This is a genomic window from Clavibacter vidaverae (assembly GCF_047529985.1).
Taxonomy (GTDB): domain Bacteria; phylum Actinomycetota; class Actinomycetes; order Actinomycetales; family Microbacteriaceae; genus Clavibacter; species Clavibacter nebraskensis_A.
This window is the reverse complement of record NZ_JBLJAM010000001.1, coordinates 46,793-62,011: the sequence shown is the minus strand read 5'-3', so window position 1 is coordinate 62,011 and position 15,219 is coordinate 46,793. Positions and strand designations below refer to the sequence as shown.

The following is a 15,219-nucleotide window of genomic DNA, read 5'->3' as shown; positions in this document are numbered from 1 at the left end:
CATCAGAAGTTCGACTCCGAGCGAGCGCCCGAGCCGTCGACGACCAGGTCGAGGTAGGGATAGGAGCTCGCGATCCCGCTCACCGCGTTCGCGAAGCAGCGGAGCCGCGCCTTCCCCGGGCCGGTCGCCGACCCGTTGCGCGCCTTCACCACGTCGAACTCCTGCAGCGCGCACGAGCCCCCGTATGCCTGGATGTCCCAGTCGGAGATCTCGTCGATGCCCGCCGCGGCCGCCGAGCGGTAGTAGGACGCGCGGAACTGCAAGGTGAGCGTCGGGGTGTCGCTGATGACGAGGCAGTGCGAGTACTCCGTCACCCCGGCGCCGGTGTACCGGGAGCAGCCCTGGATGTCGTCGGGGCGGACGACGGCGCCCGACTCCGGCGTCTCGAGCGCCGTCGCGATGAAGGAGCCGTCGGCGTAGCGCGACACGTCGTACGCGAGGCCCTCGTGGACGACGGTGTCGGCCGAGGTCGGAGCGGCCCCGGTGGACGCGTCGAAGGGGCGTCCGTGCTCGGCCGCGTCGAGGAGCCCTGGACGGAGGCCCGCGGGCACGTCGAAGTCGACGAGGCGCTGCGCGATGCGGGCACGGTCGCCGGCGGAGAGGGCCGCGGAGACGGACACCGCATGCCTCGCATCGGTCGCCGCGCTCGCGGGAACCGCGGCCCCACCGAGGGTGAGTGCGGTGATGGTCAGGAGGGACAGGGTCGTGCGCGAGATCCGCATGCTTCCTCCGATGCCGAGCGACCGCGTCCGTCGCGGCTCACGCGAGCATCATGCAGCGAACTCGACCAGGACACCGAGGGTTGCGCACAGGACGCATGTCAGATCCATGCGGGCCGGCTGCCCGCACGGATGCCGCCTCAGCGCGCGAGCGTCTCCTCCAGCGCGTGCCAGGCGAGGAGCGCGCACGTGCCGCGGAGCGGGTAGCGGCCGGAGTCGGCGAGGGCGAACGCGTCGCCGAGCCGGTCCTCGGCGCCGGGCAGGAGCTCGTGGGAGCGGATCAGGGCGCGCAGCTCGACGACGAGGGCCGAGGCCTCCGCGGCCGTGCGCCCCTCGACCAGCTCGACGAGCATCGACGCGGACGCCTGCGAGACCGTGCAGCCGCGGCCGTGCCAGCGGACGGCGATGCGCTCGGCGGGATCCACGGGCGCGCCCGGCGAGCCGACCGGATGCGCGGGATCCAGCGCGAGCACCCGGAGGTCGACGACGTCGCCGCACGTCGCGTTCCGCTGCTCGGAGGCGCCGAGCACGACGCCGGCCGCCGGCGTCGCGGCGTCCGGCTCGGCCACGAACCGCCCAGGTGCTGATGCCGCCCGCAGCGCCGCGTCGCTCCCGACGCGGCGCCGGGCGTGGTCGGCGATGAGCGCCGAGGCGATCTGCCGGTCGAGCGTCATCGTCCGACCGCGTACCCCTGCGCCCCGCGCGGGTTCGCGGCGGCGCCGAGGAGGCCCGTGGCGGGATCCCGCGTCACGGCCGAGAGCCGCCCGAGCGTCCAGTCGCCGACGACCTCGACCTCGTGCCCGCGGGCCCGCAGGTCGGCGATCACGTCGTCGCCGACGCGGCCCTCGACCACGAGACCTCCCGGCGTCCAGGTGCGCGGCCAGAAGGATCCGGGGACGCTCGTGGTGTGGAACGTTGGCGCGTCCACGGCCTGCTGCGGGCTGAAGCCGCCGACGATCGTGCGCAGCAGGTACGGCAGCTGCCACTGGTCCTGCTGGTCGCCGCCGGGCGAGCCGAGCGCCTCGACGGGCTCGCCGTCGCGCGTGATCAGGGTGGGCGTGAGCGTCGTGCGCGGGCGGCGACCGGGCACGAGCGACGACGGGCCGCCGGGCTCGAGCCACGTCATCTGCAGGCGCGTGCCGAGGCAGAAGCCGAGCGACGGGATGAACGGCGACGACTGCAACCAGCCGCCGGAGGGCGTGGCGGAGATCATGTTGCCGAAGCGGTCGACGATGTCGAGGTGGCAGGTGTCGCCGCGCGTCTCGCCCGTGCGGGAGACGGTGGGCTCGCCCGTGCCGCCGGCGGACGCGGGCGCGTCGCCCTCGACCACGAGCGGCGGCACGAAGGGCTCCACCCCGTCGATCCGCCCGGGCCGCAGCTCGTGCGACGCCTCGTCCGTGATGAGCGCGCGCCGCTCGGCCGCGTACTCCGCGGACAGCAGCACGTCGAGGGGCGCGCCGCCCGGCACGGCGTCGCCGTAGTAGGCCTCGCGGTCGGCGAGCGCGAGCTTCTGCGCCTCGATGATGCGGTGGATCCCCGCAGGCGTCGCCGGGTCGATCTCGTCGTCGGAGTACCCGTCGAGGATCATGAGCGCCTGCAGCAGCGCCGGGCCCTGGCCCCACGCGTCGGTCTTCCAGATGCGCAGCCCGCGGAACCCGATCGACACCGCGTCCTCCCACGAGGCGCGCGAGGAGGCGAGGTCCTCGGCGGTGATCAGCCCCGCGTGGTCGGCGCCCGTGGAGTGCCGGTGCGGATCCTGCACGCTCGCGACCATCTCCTCCGCGACGAAGCCCTCCGCCCAGATCGTGCGGGCGGCCTCGATGCGGTCCTCGCGCGTCGCGCCCGGGCCCGCCGCGGCCGACGACTCCGCCAGGATCCGCTCCATGGCCGCCGCCCAGGCCGGGTTCCGCACGAGCGACCCGGCCGCGGGCGCCTCGCCGTCCGGCATCCAGAACGCGGCGGACGCGGACCAGTGCTCGCGGAACAGGTCGGCGACGCCCGCCACGGTGCGACGCACGCTCTCGAGCACGGGGTGTCCGTCGCGGGCGTAGGCGATCGCGAACGCCCAGACGTCGGCTAGCTCCCACGTGCCGTGGTCGCGGAGCAGGAGCAGCCACGCGTCGACCGCGGCGGGCACGGCGGCGGCCAGCGCACCGGCGCCGGGCACGCGGTCGAGGCCCTCCCGGCGGAAGCGCTCGGGCGTCGCGGCGGCGGGCGCGGATCCCTGCCCCATGAGCAGCTTCGGCGCGCCCTCCCCCGCGACCTTCACGACGGCGGTCATGTCGCCGCCCGGGCCGTTGAGGTGCGGCTCGACGACGTGCAGCACGAAGGCGGCGGCGACCGCGGCGTCGAACGCGTTCCCGCCGCGCTCGAGCACGGCCTGCCCGGTGCCGGACGCGAGCCAGTGCGTGGAGGCGCTCATGCCGAACGTGCCGCGGAGCGTGGGGCGGGTGGTGAATGCGTCGGGCGCGCGGAACGTCACGAGGGGTCCTTCCGGTGGGATGACCCCAGTCGACCACACCCGTTCCGCCCGGTGCGGGAATGCGCCCGGCCCTGCGCCCGTTCACCGTTCGACCCGGGAGGCCCATGACTGACACCACTGGCGTCGGATTCCGATCCGAGCGCGGACCCATCCTCATCGCCCTGATGATGACCACGGGCCTCGTCGCCATCGACTCGACCATCCTCGCCACGGCCGTGCCGTCCATCGTGAAGGACCTCGGCGGCTTCGCCTCGTTCCCGTGGCTCTTCTCCATCTACCTGCTCGCGCAGGCGGTCTCCGTGCCGCTGTACGCGAAGCTCGCCGACACCGTGGGGCGGAAGCCCATCATCCTCATCGGCATCGGGCTCTTCCTCGTGGGATCCGTGCTGTGCGGCCTCGCCTGGAGCATGCCCGCGCTCATCGCGTTCCGCGCCGTGCAGGGCCTCGGCGCCGGCGCCGTGCAGCCCATGGCGATCACGATCGCGGGCGACATCTACACGGTCGCCGAGCGCGCGAAGACGCAGGGCTACCTCGCGAGCGTGTGGGCCGTGTCCAGCGTGGTCGGCCCGACCCTCGGCGGCGTCTTCTCCGAGTTCACGAGCTGGCGGTGGATCTTCCTCGTCAACGTGCCGCTGTGCCTCGTCGCCGGCTGGATGATCGTCCGCCGCTTCCACGAGTCCATCGAGCGCACGCGCCACCGCGTCGACTACGCCGGGGCCGCGCTCCTCACGGTGGGCCTCAGCCTGCTGATCCTCGCCGTGCTCGAGGGCGGCCAGGCGTGGGCGTGGGACTCCGTGCCGAGCGTCGGCGCGTTCGGCGTCGGCGCCGTGCTCATCGTCGCGTTCCTGCTGGTGGAGCGGCGCGCGGCCGAGCCCGTGCTCCCGCTCTGGGTCTTCTCCCGCCGCCTGCTGCTCACGACCACGCTCGTGTCGCTCGGCGTCGGCGCGATCCTCATCGGCCTCACCTCCTACGTGCCCACCTACCTCGAGGGATCCATCGGCGTCACGCCGCTCGTCTCCGGCCTCGCGCTCGCCGCGCTCACGATCGGCTGGCCCATCTCCGCGTCGCTGTCGGGCCGCCTGTACCTCCGCATCGGGTTCCGCCGCACGGTGCTCATCGGCATGGCGCTCACGGTCGTCGGCACCGGATCCATCGCGCTGCTCGCCGCCACGCCCACGCTCGCCGGGATCGCGGCCGGCTGCTTCGTGGTGGGCCTGGGTCTCGGCCTCGTCGCGACGCCGAGCCTCATCGGCGCGCAGTCGAGCGTCGGCTGGGGCGAGCGCGGCGTCGTCACGGGCGCCAACCTCTTCGCCCGGTCCATCGGCAGCGCGGTCGGCGTCGCCGTCTTCGGCGCCGTCGCGAACGCGATCTTCGCCGCGTCCGAGGGTGGTCAGCGGGATCCGGACGCCGTCATCGCCGCGTCCGGCGCCGTCTTCCTCGCGGTGGGCGTCTGCGCGCTGGCCACCGTCGTCGCCGGGCTCCTGATGCCGGAGTCGCGCGTCGAGGACACGGAGATCGCGCGCCCCCAGCCCGTCGCCGACTGACCCCGCGATTCGCGGGAATGCCGACCCCGCCCCTACAGTTGACCCGGATGCATACGTTCGCATGGATAGGGAAGCAGGGCAGCATGGCGCAGGAGATCGAGCTCGGACTGGACACCTTCGGGGACGTCACGGTCGGACCGGACGGCCGCGAGCTGCCCTACCCCGAGGTGATCCGCAACGTCGTCGCCGAGGGCGTGCTGGCCGACCAGGTCGGCATCGACTTCATCGGCCTCGGCGAGCACCACCGCGACGACTACGCGATCTCCTCCCCCGAGGTCGCGCTCGCGGCGATCGCCGCGAAGACCGAGCGGATCCGCCTCGGATCCGCCGTCACCGTCCTCAGCTCCGACGACCCGGTGCGCGTCTTCCAGCGCTTCGCGACGCTCGACGCCGTCTCGGACGGCCGCGCGGAGGTCATCCTCGGCCGCGGCTCGTTCACCGAGTCGTTCCCGCTGTTCGGCTACGAGCTGAGCGACTACGAGCGACTCTTCGAGGAGAAGCTCGGCCTCTTCGCCGAGCTGGTGAAGGAGACGCCCGTCACCTGGAGCGGCACCACGCGCGCCTCCCTCACCGAGCACGACGTGTTCCCGAAGACGGCCCACGGGATCACGACCTGGGTCGGCGTCGGCGGCAGCCCCGAGTCCGTCGTGCGCGCCGCGCGCCACGGCCTGCCCCTCATGCTCGCGATCATCGGCGGCGAGCCGCACCGGTTCGCGCCCTACGCCGACCTCTTCGCGCGCGCCCTCGACCAGCTCGAGCAGCCGCGCCTGCCCGTCGGGATCCACTCGCCCGGCTACGTCGGCGAGACCGACGCCGAGGCGCGCGAGGCGTTCTTCCCCGACTACCAGGTGATGCACGCGCGCATCGGCAAGGACCGCGGCTGGCCGCCGCTCGCCCGCGCCTCCTACGAGCAGGAGATCGACCACGGCTCGCTCTACGTGGGATCCCCCGAGACGGTCGCCCGCAAGATCGCCGCGACGCTGAAGGCCGTGGGTGCGACGCGCTTCGACCTCAAGTACAGCGCGGGCCCCTTCTCGCACGAGCGCATGATGGGCGGGATCGAGCGCTACGGCACGATCGTGGCGCCCATGGTCCGCGACATCCTGGCCTGATCCGCGCAGGCCGTCCCGCGTCCGCGGGGGCGCTGCTGGTGGAGGGCGTGCCCCCGCGCGGGATATCCTGCGAAAGTCCCCGCACGGGGGCATCGCGACGGATGGGACGGGCTGCGATGACCGGCGCTCCGCCCTCCTCCGCCGACCCCGGTCGCGACGCCGCCGCGCACCCGCGTCCCGGCCGCGCGCCCCGCGCTCGGGCGCTGTCCGCCGGCCCGCTCGCGTCGCTCCGGTCGGCCACCGTCGGCGCGCTGCAGTACCGCGTGCTCTACCGCGAGATGCGCCGCGCGACGTTCCCCCGCGACTCGCCCACGGGATCGCTGCCGGGCCCGGATCCGTACGGCCTCGCGGTCGTCGGCGAGGGCACCGCGGTCGGCTACCAGACGGTGTCCCACGACCTCGGCGTCGCGGGCCAGATGGCGCACAAGCTCGCCGTGCGCACGGGCCGCGGCGTGTTCTGGTCGGTCCAGTCGTTCCCCGACTTCACCATCCGCTCCTGGCGCGCGGGCCTCGACGCGTTCCCGGCCTGGGCGAGCACCGACGTCGCCGTGCTCGTGGTCGGCATCGGCGACTCCATCCGCTTCACGCCCACCCCGCTCTGGGAGGCGCTGCTCGGCGCATGCGTCCTCGAGATGCAGGCGCGCATGCCCGCCGGCGCCGTCGTGCTCGTGACGGAGGTGCCGCCGCTGGAGATCTCGCCCGTCACGCCGGCGCTCATCGCGGGTGCCGTCGGCCGCCACGCGGACGCGCTGAACCGCAGCACGCGCCGCGTGCTCGAGCGCATCGACCGGGCCGACAGCGTGCCGTTCCCGGCCTGGCGGATCCCCGAGTTCACGGCGCCGAACCCGGAGGACACGCTCTACGGGCGCGTCTACCGGGCGTGGGCGGAGCTGCTGGTCGACCGGATCGCGCCCGCGTGACGCGGCCCGCATCCATCGCCGACGGCTACGCGGCCGACGACATCCGCGCCGCCGAGGCGCCGCTGCTCGCGGCCGGGGCGCAGCTGATGCGCGTCGCGGCCTCCGGGCTCGCGCGCGTCTGCCGGACCGAGGTGCCAGAGGGCGCCGTGCTCGTGCTCGTCGGCGCCGGGAACAACGGCGGCGACGCCCTCCTCGCGGCCGCCGAGCTCGCGCGCGAGGGCCGCGCGGTGCGCGTGATCCGCACGGCGTCCCGCATCCACGAGCACGGCGCCGCGCGGGCCGCCGACGCGGGCGTGCGCGTCACCGCGTCGGACGACCTCGACGACGACGCCGTGGCGGCGCTCGGCCGGGCGTCCGCGCTCGTCGTCGACGGGATCCTCGGCATCGGCACGACCGCCAGCCCCGCCCTCCGCGGCGAGGCGCGCCGGGTGGTCGCGGCCCTGCTGCCCGTGGCGGCCGCCGACGACGGCCCGCGGGTCGTCGCGTGCGACATCCCGAGCGGCATCGGCTGCGACGACGGTGCCGTGCCCGATCCCACCGTGCTGCCCGCCGACGTCACGGTCACCTTCGGCGCGGGCAAGGCCGGCCTCCTGCGGGGACCCGGGCACGCGCTCGCGGGCCGCGTGGCGATCATCGACGTGGGCCTCGACCTCTCGGGAGCCACTCCGCTCGTCCGCGCCGACGCCTGACCCGACGGCGCCCGGACGCCTGGCGACGCGCCCGGGACGCCCCGTGTCCCCGATAGCGCCGACTTCATCCGACGCTCCCGCTGGGTCAGGGTGGACGCAGGCCGACCGGCCCGTCGAAGGGGGACGACACCATGCACGAGCACGCCAGGATCCACCGCGCACCATCCCGAGGGACGGCATGACCGCCCCGCTCGCCCTCGCGGTCGTGAACGCCGCGATCATGGCGGGCGTCGCCCTAGCGGGGGCGCGCACGCCGCGCTGGCTGCACGTGTCGTCGTGGCTGCTGCTCGCGTGGTCGCTCGTCGTCCTCGCGCTGCACCTCGTGGGCGACGCATGGGGCATCCCGGCGAACGCGCTCGCGCTCGCCTTCCTCGTCTCCACGTGCCTGAACGCGAGCGCGCTCGCCCCGCTGATCATGCAGGGGCTCCTGACGCGCACGCCGCGCTCGCGCCGCCGCGAGACCCGCACCGAGTAGCGCCCGGCCCGACCGGGCCCGGACATGCGGATGGCCGCATCGCGCGAGGCGATGCGGCCATCCGTCCGTCCGGCTGGGGACGCGGGCCCGGGATCAGGCGGGCGTCACGTCGATGAGCACCTTGCCGGTCACGCCGTCCTCGACCGCCTGGTGCGCGTCGGCCGTGGCCTCGAGCGCGAAGCGGGTGAGGGGCAGGCCCGCCTCCTCGCCGACGGGCAGCGCGCCGTCGATCAGCGCGAGGTGGATGTCGGCGCGTGCGGCGTCGAGCGCCTCCCGGCCCACCGTGTACAGCAGGAGGAACTGGTAGCGGAGGTTCTTCACGAAGCTGTCGACGACGGGCAGCGTGACGGTGTCGCCGCCGTTGTTCGCGTACACGGCGACCGAGGCCCGGTTCTTCGCCACGGCCTGGTTGAGCTCGGCGTTCTGCGCGGGCGCGACCTCGACGATCAGGTCGACGCCGTCGGGCGCGATCGCCTGGATCTCCGCCGCGGCGTCGCCCGCCTTGTAGTCGACGACGTGGTGCGCGCCGGCGGCCGTCGCGAGGGCGGCCTTCTCGGGCGAGCTGACCGTGGTGATCACGGTGGCGCCGGCCCAGCGTGCGAACTGGATGGCCGCGTGGCCGACCGCGCCCGCGCCGCCGGCGACGAGCACGTGCTTGCCGGCGAGGGCGCCGGGCGCGAGGCGCGACGGGCCGTCCTCGGAGACGGTGAGGGCGCGGTGCGCCGTGACGGCGGGGACGCCGAGGCTCGCGCCGAGGTCGAAGGAGAGGCCGTCGGGCAGGGGCGCGACGCGGTCGACGGGGAGGACCGTCTTCTCCTGCGCGGTGCCGGTGGGGCGGCCGTGCGCGGCCAGCATGATCCAGACGCGGTCGCCGACGGCGAGGTCGGTGACGTCCGGGCCGACGGCGTCGATGACGCCCGCGCCGTCCTGGTTCGGGACGACCTCGGGGAACGGCAGCTCCTGGCCGGGCGATCCGCCGTCGCGCGACTTCCAGTCGGTGGGGTTCACGCCCGAGACGACGATGCGGACGCGCACCTCGCCGGGACCGGGGGCGGCCTCGTCGCGGTCGACGGGCTGCAGGACGTCGGGGGCACCCGTGCGGGTGTAGGTGATCGCTCTCATGACGGGCCCAACGCCGCGCGCCCGCGTGGTGTTCCTGCGGTCAGCCGCCGAGCGTGTCGTGCGTGAACCGGCCGCCGAGGAGGGTGGCCGAGACGCGCATGGTCCGGAGGTCGTCCGCAGAGGCGCCGCCCGCGAGCGGATCCGCGTCGACGACCGCGAGGTCGGCCCGCTCCCCCGGCGCCACGCGCGTGCGCACGGAGGCGTCGAGCGCGGCGGCTCGGTCGATGGCCTGCTCGGGGTGCCACGGCTCCCGGCCGTCGCGCGCGCGGCCGACGGCGGCGGACATGGTGGCCCACGGATCCAGCGGGGCGACGGGCGCGTCGGAGCCGAGCGCGAGGCGCGTGCCCGCGGCGCGGAGGTCGGCGAGCGCGAAGGCGCGGGCCGTGCGCCCGGCCCAGTAGACGTCGGCGATGTCGCGGTCGTCCATGGCGTGCTCCGGCTGCACGCTCGCGACGACGCCGAGCGCGGCGAACCGGGCGACGTCCTCGTGGGTGAGCTGCTGGGCGTGCTCGATGGATCCCGCGAGCCCGTCCGCGTCGCGGTGCGCGCCCCCGGTCTCGCGCTCGAGGGCGGCGAAGGCGTCGAGGGCGAGCCGGTTCGCGTGGTCGCCGATGGCGTGGATCGCGGGCCGCAGCCCCTGGCGCACGGCCCGGGACATCAGCCCGCGCAGCTCCTCCGGCGGCACCGAGAGCGTGCCGCACGCGCCGCCGTGCGCGCCGCCGCCCTGGCCGTCGAGGTCGGGGTACGGGTCGAAGCAGTACGCGGTGCGGGTGTTGAGGGATCCGTCGGTGACGACCTTCGCGGGCCCCACGCGCACGAGCCCGCCCGTGCCGTCGAGCACGTCGCCGGAGCGCAGCCCCTCGGCCTCCGCCCGGTCGAGGTGCTGCGGCCACACGCCGAACTCGACCCGGAGCGCGTCGTGGCCGAGGGCGGCGAGGCGGCGCCAGCGAGCCGGGTTCCAATCGATCTCGAGGTCGACGACGCCGACCACTCCGCGGCGGGCGGCGTCGCGCGCCACCTGCACCGCGCGTGCGTCGAGCGACGACGCGTCGCCCTCCTCCACGCGGTACATGAAGTCGAAGCAATCGTCCTCGCGGAGCAGTCCGGTGGGGTGATCCCCGTAGCCGTGCGGCACGAGGGCCGCGGAGCTCGCCCAGCAGCAGTGCAGGTCGCCGCTGACGAGGAGCACGGGGGTGTCGCCCGCGACGGCGTCGAGCAGGTCCTTCGTGGGGAGGTCGGGCCAGAGGCCGTCGCGGAAGCCGTAGCCGACGAGCGCCTCGGAGGCGCCCGCGGCGTCGCGGGTCACGGCACCGGAGCCGGCCGACGCGGAGCGCGCGGCGAGCGCGTCCTTCACGAGCGCGACGGCCTCCGCCGCGGACGCGACGCGCGACAGGTCGAGGCGGCGCGACACCTTGGTCCACTGCGTGAAGTGGACGTGGTTGTCCCAGAGGCCCGGGATGACGAAGCGGCCGTCGAGGGCGCGCGTCTCGGCGCCGGCGGCGTCGGCAGATCCCGCGGGCCCGACCGACGCGACCATCCCGTCACGCACGAGCACGTCGACGAGCGCGGCGGATCCGGGCAGGCGCCCGCCCGCGAGCAGCAGCGCGGTCACGCGGGGCCGTCCGCGGTCGCCGCGGCCGCCCGCGCGGCTGCGCGCCGCATCTCCGCGGCGAGCGCCGGGTTCGGGTACTCCGCGCCGTGCTCGAGCGCGTCGAGCACGCGCGCGACCACGTGCGGCGGCTTGTTCTGGCTGAGCTTGGCCTTGGCGACGAACCGCGTGACGACGAGGCGCAGCCCGACGGTGCCCGCGCTGATCCGGGCGGCGTACGCGGCGTCGGCGGCCGTGCCCTCCATGCGGCGGGGCTCCGGCATCCGGTCCTCGAAGCGGTCGACCAGCTGCCCGAGCACGCGCAGGTTCTCCTCGGCCGAGAGGATCTCGACGCGGCAGGTGAGGTGCGCGCTGACGTGGTTCCAGGTGGGCACGGCGGGGTCCGCGTCGTACCAGCCGGGCGACACGTAGCCGTGGGGGCCCTGCACGATGACGAGCACCTCGCCGTCCGCGCCCTCACGGAGCCCGAGCTCGTGGATCCGCTCGTCGGGACGGCCCACGTGGGTGAGGAGCGCGAGGTCGTCGCGGTCGGGATCGAGCAGCACCGGGTAGTGCGAGGCGACGAGCCCGGCTCCCGTGCCGCTCACGATCGTGGCCCACGGGTTCTCGTCGACCAGGCGGCGGATCTCGCCCTCGTCCTCGAGCGCGTACGACGGGTTCTCCCTCACCGGACGGACCGCCGCGGCTCGAGGGCGGACGGGGAGGCGAGGGGCATGACGGGATGCTACCGGCCGTCAGCGCGCCCGCAGCCCCGGGAACTGGTCGTCGCGCCACTCCCCCTCGAGCCGCTCGCCGGCGTCGGCCGCCTCCACCTCGCGCTGCCGCAGCTCGACCCGGCGGATCTTCCCCGACGCGGTCTTCGGCAGCTCGCCGAACTCCACCCGCCGCACGCGCATGAACGCGGGGCACCGCTCGCGCGCGTGCCTCAGCACGGCGAGCGCGGTCTCCTCGTCGGGCTCCCACCCGGCGGCCAGGTGCACGTACGCCTTCGCGACGTTGAGCCGCACGTCGTCCGGCGCGCCCACGACGGCGGCCTCCGCGACGGCCGGGTGCTCGATCAGCACGCTCTCGACCTCGAACGGCGAGATCTTGTAGTCCGAGGACTTGAAGATGTCGTCGGTGCGGCCGACGAAGGTGATGGATCCGTCCGGGTCGCGCCGCGCGACGTCGCCCGTGTGGAACCACCCGTCTCGCAGCGACTCGGCCGTGCGGGCCTCGTCGCCGAGGTAGCCGGCCATGAGGTTCACGGGCCGGGTGGTGAGGTCGAGGCAGATCTCGCCCTCGTCGGCGGGCTCGCCGGTCACGGGATCCACGAGCACGAGGTCGACGCCCGGCAGCGCCGTGCCCATCGAGCCCGGGACGACGGGGTCGCCGGGCGCGTTGGCGACGATCGCGGTGGTCTCGGTCTGGCCGTAGCCGTCGCGGATGACGAGCCCCCACCACTCCTCGATGCGCGCGATGACCTCGGGGTTGAGCGGCTCGCCGGCGGACATGATCTCGCGCAGCCTCCCCGGCCGCTCCCGGATCCCGGCCTGGATGAGCATGCGCCACACGGTCGGCGGCGCGCAGAACGTCGTGACCTCCGCGCGGTCGAGCTGCTCCACGAGCACGTGCGCGTCGAAGCGCGCGTAGTCGTGCACGAAGACGGTGGCCTCCGCGATCCACGGCGCGAAGAAGCAGCTCCACGCGTGCTTGCCCCAGCCGGGCGAGCTGATGGCGAGGTGCACGTCGCCGGGCTGCAGCCCCAGCCAGTACGCGGTCGTCAGGTGCCCGACCGGGTACGAGACGTGCGTGTGCACGACCATCTTCGGCTTGCTCGTGGTGCCGGAGGTGAAGTAGACGAGCGCGGGATCCGTGGACGCGACCTCGACGCCCACCCGGTCGGCGGGCGCGTCGTCGGCGTCGCGGTAGTCGGCCCAGCCCGCGGGGACGGCCTCGTCGCCCCGGGCGCCGATCGCGATGCGGCCGTACGCGCCCGGCACGTCCGCGAACACGGTCGTGTGCGCGAGGTCGGCGACGACGTGGGCGACGCCCGCGCGCTCCACGCGGTCGGCGAGGTCCGCGGATCCGAGCACGGTGGAGGTGGGCAGGATCACGGCGCCCGCCTTCATGATCGCGAGCATCGTCTCCCACAGCTCCACGCGGTTGCCGAGCATGAGCATGACGTGGTCGCCCTTCTGGACGCCCCGGGCGACGAGCCAGGTGGCGACGCGGTCGGAGCGCGTGGCCATCTCGTCGAAGGTGAGGCTGCGCTCGGAGCCGTCGCCCGCCACGACCCGCAGCGCGATGCGGTCGTTCCCGCGCGCGATCTCATCGAACCAGTCGACCGCCCAGTTGAAGGAGTCGCCGACGTCCGGCCACTCGAAGCGCGCGACCGCGGATGTCCGGTCGGTGCGCATCTCCTGCAGGAGGTCGCGGGCGGCGCGGTAGGAGGAGTTGGCTCGGGTCATGGGTCCATCCTGCCGCCCGCGCCCGGGTGCCGGCGGCGGCGGGTGATCCTCGGACCGCACCCGATCGCGCACGGCTCCGAAGCAGATATGTAGTGCACGAACTCATCACTGAGGGAAGGACGACCGCATGACCGAGATCACCGCCCACCACGGGCTCATGAACGACACGAACCTGCACGTCGACGACACCGGGGGCGCGGGCCGACCCGTGGTCCTCATCCACGGCTGGCCGCTCTCCGGCGAGTCCTGGAAGAAGCAGGTCCCCGCGTTCGAGGCGGCCGGCTACCGCGTCATCACCTACGACCGCCGCGGCTTCGGCCGCAGCGACAAGCCGCTCACCGGGTACGACTACGACACCTTCGCGTCCGACCTCGACGCCGTGCTCACCGAGCTCGACCTCCGCGACGTGACGCTCGTCGGCTTCTCGATGGGCGGCGGCGAGATCGCCCGCTACATCGGCACCCGCGGCGAGGAGCGCCTGCACAGCGTGGTCTTCGCCAGCGCCGTCCCGCCGTACCTGGAGAAGACCGACGACAACCCGGACGGTCCGCTCACCAAGGACGCCGCCGCCGAGATGACGGCCGGCCTCACCAAGGACGAGGACTCCTTCTACGACGAGTTCACGACCGGGTTCTTCTCCGCCAACGGCGTGCTCAAGGTCACCGAGGCCGAGCGCCAGGAGGCCATCGCCCTCGCGCACCAGTCGAAGAAGCACGCGGCGCTCGCGTCGATGGCCGCGTTCGCGACCACGGACTTCCGCGACGACATCGCGAAGGTCACCGTGCCGACGCTCGTCATCCACGGCGACAGCGACGCGACCGTGCCGTTCGAGGGATCCGGCGAGCGCACGCACCGCGCCATCGCCGGCTCGGAGCTGCACGTCGTGAAGGACGCCCCGCACGGCGTCACGGTCAGCCACCCCGAGGAGTGGAACCAGGCCGTGCTGGAGTTCCTCGCGAAGTAGCTCGCACCATCACCCGCAGGGGCGCTGATCCGATCCGGGGTCAGCGCCCCTGCGTGCGCTTGTACGGCTTCGGCTGGCCCTTGACCACGGGCGCGCGGCCCTGGCCCTTGGAGGCCTTCGCCTTGCCGCCGGCCGGCGGCTTCGGGGCCTCGGGCGGGGTGGAGGGCTTCGCCAGCTCCTCGAGCGCCTCCTCGTACGCGAGGCGGCCCGTCTTGGTCAGCCGGGTCTCGGTGCTCTGCGGGTCGAACACGGCCTTGCCGTAGTGCTCCTCGATCGCGCGGATGGAGGAGGCGAGCTTCGCGCGCGAGATGCCGAGCTGATCCGCCGCCTTCGGCAGGTGCAGCACCTCGGCTGCGACCACGAAGTGACGCTGGTGGCTGATCTTCACGAACGGGTGCCTCTCGTCGCGGCGGATGCCGGAGGACCCACGGTACAGGGCGGGTGCCGTCGTCCCGGGCGCGGCCGGTAGCGTCGATGCGGGCGGACGACCGGACGGAGGCGCGGCATGGCGGGACTCGAGGTCGTGGCGGCCGTGCTGATCCACGACGGACGCGCCCTCGCCTGCCGCCGCGCGCCGCACGTCACAGGCGCGGGCACGTGGGAGTTCCCGGGCGGCAAGGTCGAGGCCGGCGAGCGGCCCGAGGCGGCGCTCGCGCGCGAGATCCGCGAGGAGCTCGGCGTCGACGTGACGGTCGGCGCGCTCGTCGACCGCTCCGAGGTGCCCGTCGGCGACCGCGTCATCGACCTCGCCTGCTACCTCGCGGATCCCGTCGGCGCGCTCCCGACGACGAGCACCGACCACGACGAGCTGCGCTGGGTGCCGCTCGCCGACCTCGGCGCCCTCGACTGGTCGGCACCGGACCTGCCCGCGGTGCGGCGGCTCGTTCTCCGCGCGCAGCACCCGGACGCCGACTGGGTGATCGACGTGGCCGGGCCGCCCCCGGTCCGGGACCCCGCCCGGGACGCGCACGCCGCGCGCCTCGCCGAGCTGGCGGCCGGACACGTGCGCGCCGTCGCGGATCTCCGGGAGGGCGTGCGCGCCGCCCACGCCGCCGGGCTCGACGAGCACACGATCGCGGCGTCGGCGCGGCTGTCGCTGACGGACGTGCGCGCGCTGCTCGGCTGAGGCCGGC

General features: G+C 74.6%; 15 protein-coding genes. 7 read left to right on the top strand and 8 right to left on the bottom strand.

Translation table 11 applies throughout. The features are described 5' to 3' along the window. Nucleotides 1–2: 2 nt before the first annotated feature. The 3 genes from ACMT9T_RS00300 to ACMT9T_RS00290 form a co-directional block, all read right to left on the bottom strand. Nucleotides 3–620, bottom strand: coding sequence for a hypothetical protein (locus ACMT9T_RS00300; RefSeq protein ID WP_414743732.1), 618 nt, complete (start codon nt 618–620; stop codon nt 3–5). A gap of 239 nt (nt 621–859) precedes the next feature. Then, on the bottom strand, nt 860–1,393 hold the full coding sequence (locus ACMT9T_RS00295) for an iron-sulfur cluster assembly scaffold protein (RefSeq protein WP_414743731.1): 534 nt from the start codon (nt 1,391–1,393) through the stop codon (nt 860–862). Then, nucleotides 1,390–3,201, bottom strand: a complete 1,812-nt coding sequence (locus tag ACMT9T_RS00290; protein ID WP_414743730.1) for a gamma-glutamyltransferase family protein — start codon at nt 3,199–3,201, stop codon at nt 1,390–1,392. Before ACMT9T_RS00290 ends, ACMT9T_RS00295 begins: the two co-directional genes overlap by 4 nt. Nucleotides 3,202–3,305: 104 nt before the next feature. Here ACMT9T_RS00290 and ACMT9T_RS00285 point away from each other — a divergent pair, with 104 nt between their 5' ends. The 5 genes from ACMT9T_RS00285 (at nt 3,306) to ACMT9T_RS00265 (ending at nt 7,941) form a co-directional block, all read left to right on the top strand. Next, nucleotides 3,306–4,745: an MDR family MFS transporter gene (locus tag ACMT9T_RS00285; RefSeq protein WP_414743729.1), complete on the top strand. Its 1,440-nt coding sequence runs from the start codon at nt 3,306–3,308 to the stop codon at nt 4,743–4,745. An 83-nt stretch (nt 4,746–4,828) separates the two neighbouring features. Next, entirely contained in the window at nt 4,829–5,857 is a 1,029-nt protein-coding gene (locus ACMT9T_RS00280; protein ID WP_414745841.1) for an LLM class flavin-dependent oxidoreductase, read from the top strand. Nucleotides 5,858–5,973: 116 nt separating this feature from the next. Further along, the gene (locus ACMT9T_RS00275; protein ID WP_414743728.1) at nt 5,974–6,777 is read left to right on the top strand and encodes an SGNH/GDSL hydrolase family protein; all 804 of its coding nucleotides are present in this window, start codon (nt 5,974–5,976) and stop codon (nt 6,775–6,777) included. Continuing rightward, a complete protein-coding gene (locus ACMT9T_RS00270) occupies nt 6,774–7,466 on the top strand; it encodes an NAD(P)H-hydrate epimerase (protein ID WP_414743727.1) in 693 nt (230 codons plus the stop codon). The genes ACMT9T_RS00275 and ACMT9T_RS00270 overlap by 4 nt, the downstream gene beginning before the upstream one ends. Before the next feature lie 178 nt (nt 7,467–7,644). After that, nucleotides 7,645–7,941, top strand: a complete 297-nt coding sequence (locus ACMT9T_RS00265; RefSeq protein WP_414743726.1) for a hypothetical protein — start codon at nt 7,645–7,647, stop codon at nt 7,939–7,941. Between the two features lie 93 nt (nt 7,942–8,034). On the opposite strand, the gene ACMT9T_RS00260 is transcribed toward ACMT9T_RS00265, so the two are convergent. The 4 genes from ACMT9T_RS00260 to ACMT9T_RS00245 all read right to left on the bottom strand — a co-directional run bounded on the left by ACMT9T_RS00260 (nt 8,035) and on the right by ACMT9T_RS00245 (nt 13,122). After that, a complete protein-coding gene (locus tag ACMT9T_RS00260; RefSeq protein WP_414743725.1) occupies nt 8,035–9,063 on the bottom strand; it encodes an NADPH:quinone reductase in 1,029 nt (342 codons plus the stop codon). 40 nt (nt 9,064–9,103) lie between these two features. Then, nucleotides 9,104–10,675, bottom strand: coding sequence for an amidohydrolase (locus ACMT9T_RS00255; RefSeq protein ID WP_414743724.1), 1,572 nt, complete (start codon nt 10,673–10,675; stop codon nt 9,104–9,106). Next, nucleotides 10,672–11,340 (bottom strand): FMN-binding negative transcriptional regulator, encoded by a 669-nt coding sequence (locus ACMT9T_RS00250; RefSeq protein ID WP_414743723.1) that lies wholly within the window; start codon nt 11,338–11,340, stop codon nt 10,672–10,674. The genes ACMT9T_RS00255 and ACMT9T_RS00250 overlap by 4 nt, the downstream gene beginning before the upstream one ends. A gap of 66 nt (nt 11,341–11,406) precedes the next feature. Continuing rightward, nucleotides 11,407–13,122, bottom strand: coding sequence for an AMP-binding protein (locus ACMT9T_RS00245; RefSeq protein ID WP_414743722.1), 1,716 nt, complete (start codon nt 13,120–13,122; stop codon nt 11,407–11,409). A 127-nt stretch (nt 13,123–13,249) separates the two neighbouring features. Between ACMT9T_RS00245 and ACMT9T_RS00240 the strand changes: the two genes are divergently transcribed. Then, nucleotides 13,250–14,086 (top strand): alpha/beta fold hydrolase, encoded by an 837-nt coding sequence (locus tag ACMT9T_RS00240; RefSeq protein WP_414743721.1) that lies wholly within the window; start codon nt 13,250–13,252, stop codon nt 14,084–14,086. A 40-nt stretch (nt 14,087–14,126) separates the two neighbouring features. Here ACMT9T_RS00240 and ACMT9T_RS00235 read toward each other — a convergent pair whose 3' ends face one another. Then, nucleotides 14,127–14,474, bottom strand: coding sequence for a LysR family transcriptional regulator (locus tag ACMT9T_RS00235; RefSeq protein ID WP_053774742.1), 348 nt, complete (start codon nt 14,472–14,474; stop codon nt 14,127–14,129). Between the two features lie 117 nt (nt 14,475–14,591). On the opposite strand from ACMT9T_RS00235, the gene ACMT9T_RS00230 reads away from it, so the two are divergent. Further along, nucleotides 14,592–15,212, top strand: a complete 621-nt coding sequence (locus ACMT9T_RS00230) for a (deoxy)nucleoside triphosphate pyrophosphohydrolase (RefSeq protein WP_414743720.1) — start codon at nt 14,592–14,594, stop codon at nt 15,210–15,212. Nucleotides 15,213–15,219: the final 7 nt, after the last annotated feature.

Bases quoted from the DNA above. Each gene is read 5' to 3' on its own strand.
- ACMT9T_RS00260 (WP_414743725.1), bottom strand. From the start codon at position 9,063: ATGAGAGCGATCACCTACACCCGCACGGGTGCCCCCGACGTCCTGCAG.
- ACMT9T_RS00245 (WP_414743722.1), bottom strand. From the start codon at position 13,122: ATGACCCGAGCCAACTCCTCCTACCGCGCCGCCCGCGACCTCCTGCAG.
- ACMT9T_RS00285 (WP_414743729.1), top strand. From the start codon at position 3,306: ATGACTGACACCACTGGCGTCGGATTCCGATCCGAGCGCGGACCCATC.
- ACMT9T_RS00280 (WP_414745841.1), top strand. From the start codon at position 4,829: ATGGCGCAGGAGATCGAGCTCGGACTGGACACCTTCGGGGACGTCACG.
- ACMT9T_RS00240 (WP_414743721.1), top strand. From the start codon at position 13,250: ATGACCGAGATCACCGCCCACCACGGGCTCATGAACGACACGAACCTG.
- ACMT9T_RS00265 (WP_414743726.1), top strand. From the start codon at position 7,645: ATGACCGCCCCGCTCGCCCTCGCGGTCGTGAACGCCGCGATCATGGCG.
- ACMT9T_RS00295 (WP_414743731.1), bottom strand. From the start codon at position 1,393: ATGACGCTCGACCGGCAGATCGCCTCGGCGCTCATCGCCGACCACGCC.
- ACMT9T_RS00275 (WP_414743728.1), top strand. From the start codon at position 5,974: ATGACCGGCGCTCCGCCCTCCTCCGCCGACCCCGGTCGCGACGCCGCC.
- ACMT9T_RS00230 (WP_414743720.1), top strand. From the start codon at position 14,592: ATGGCGGGACTCGAGGTCGTGGCGGCCGTGCTGATCCACGACGGACGC.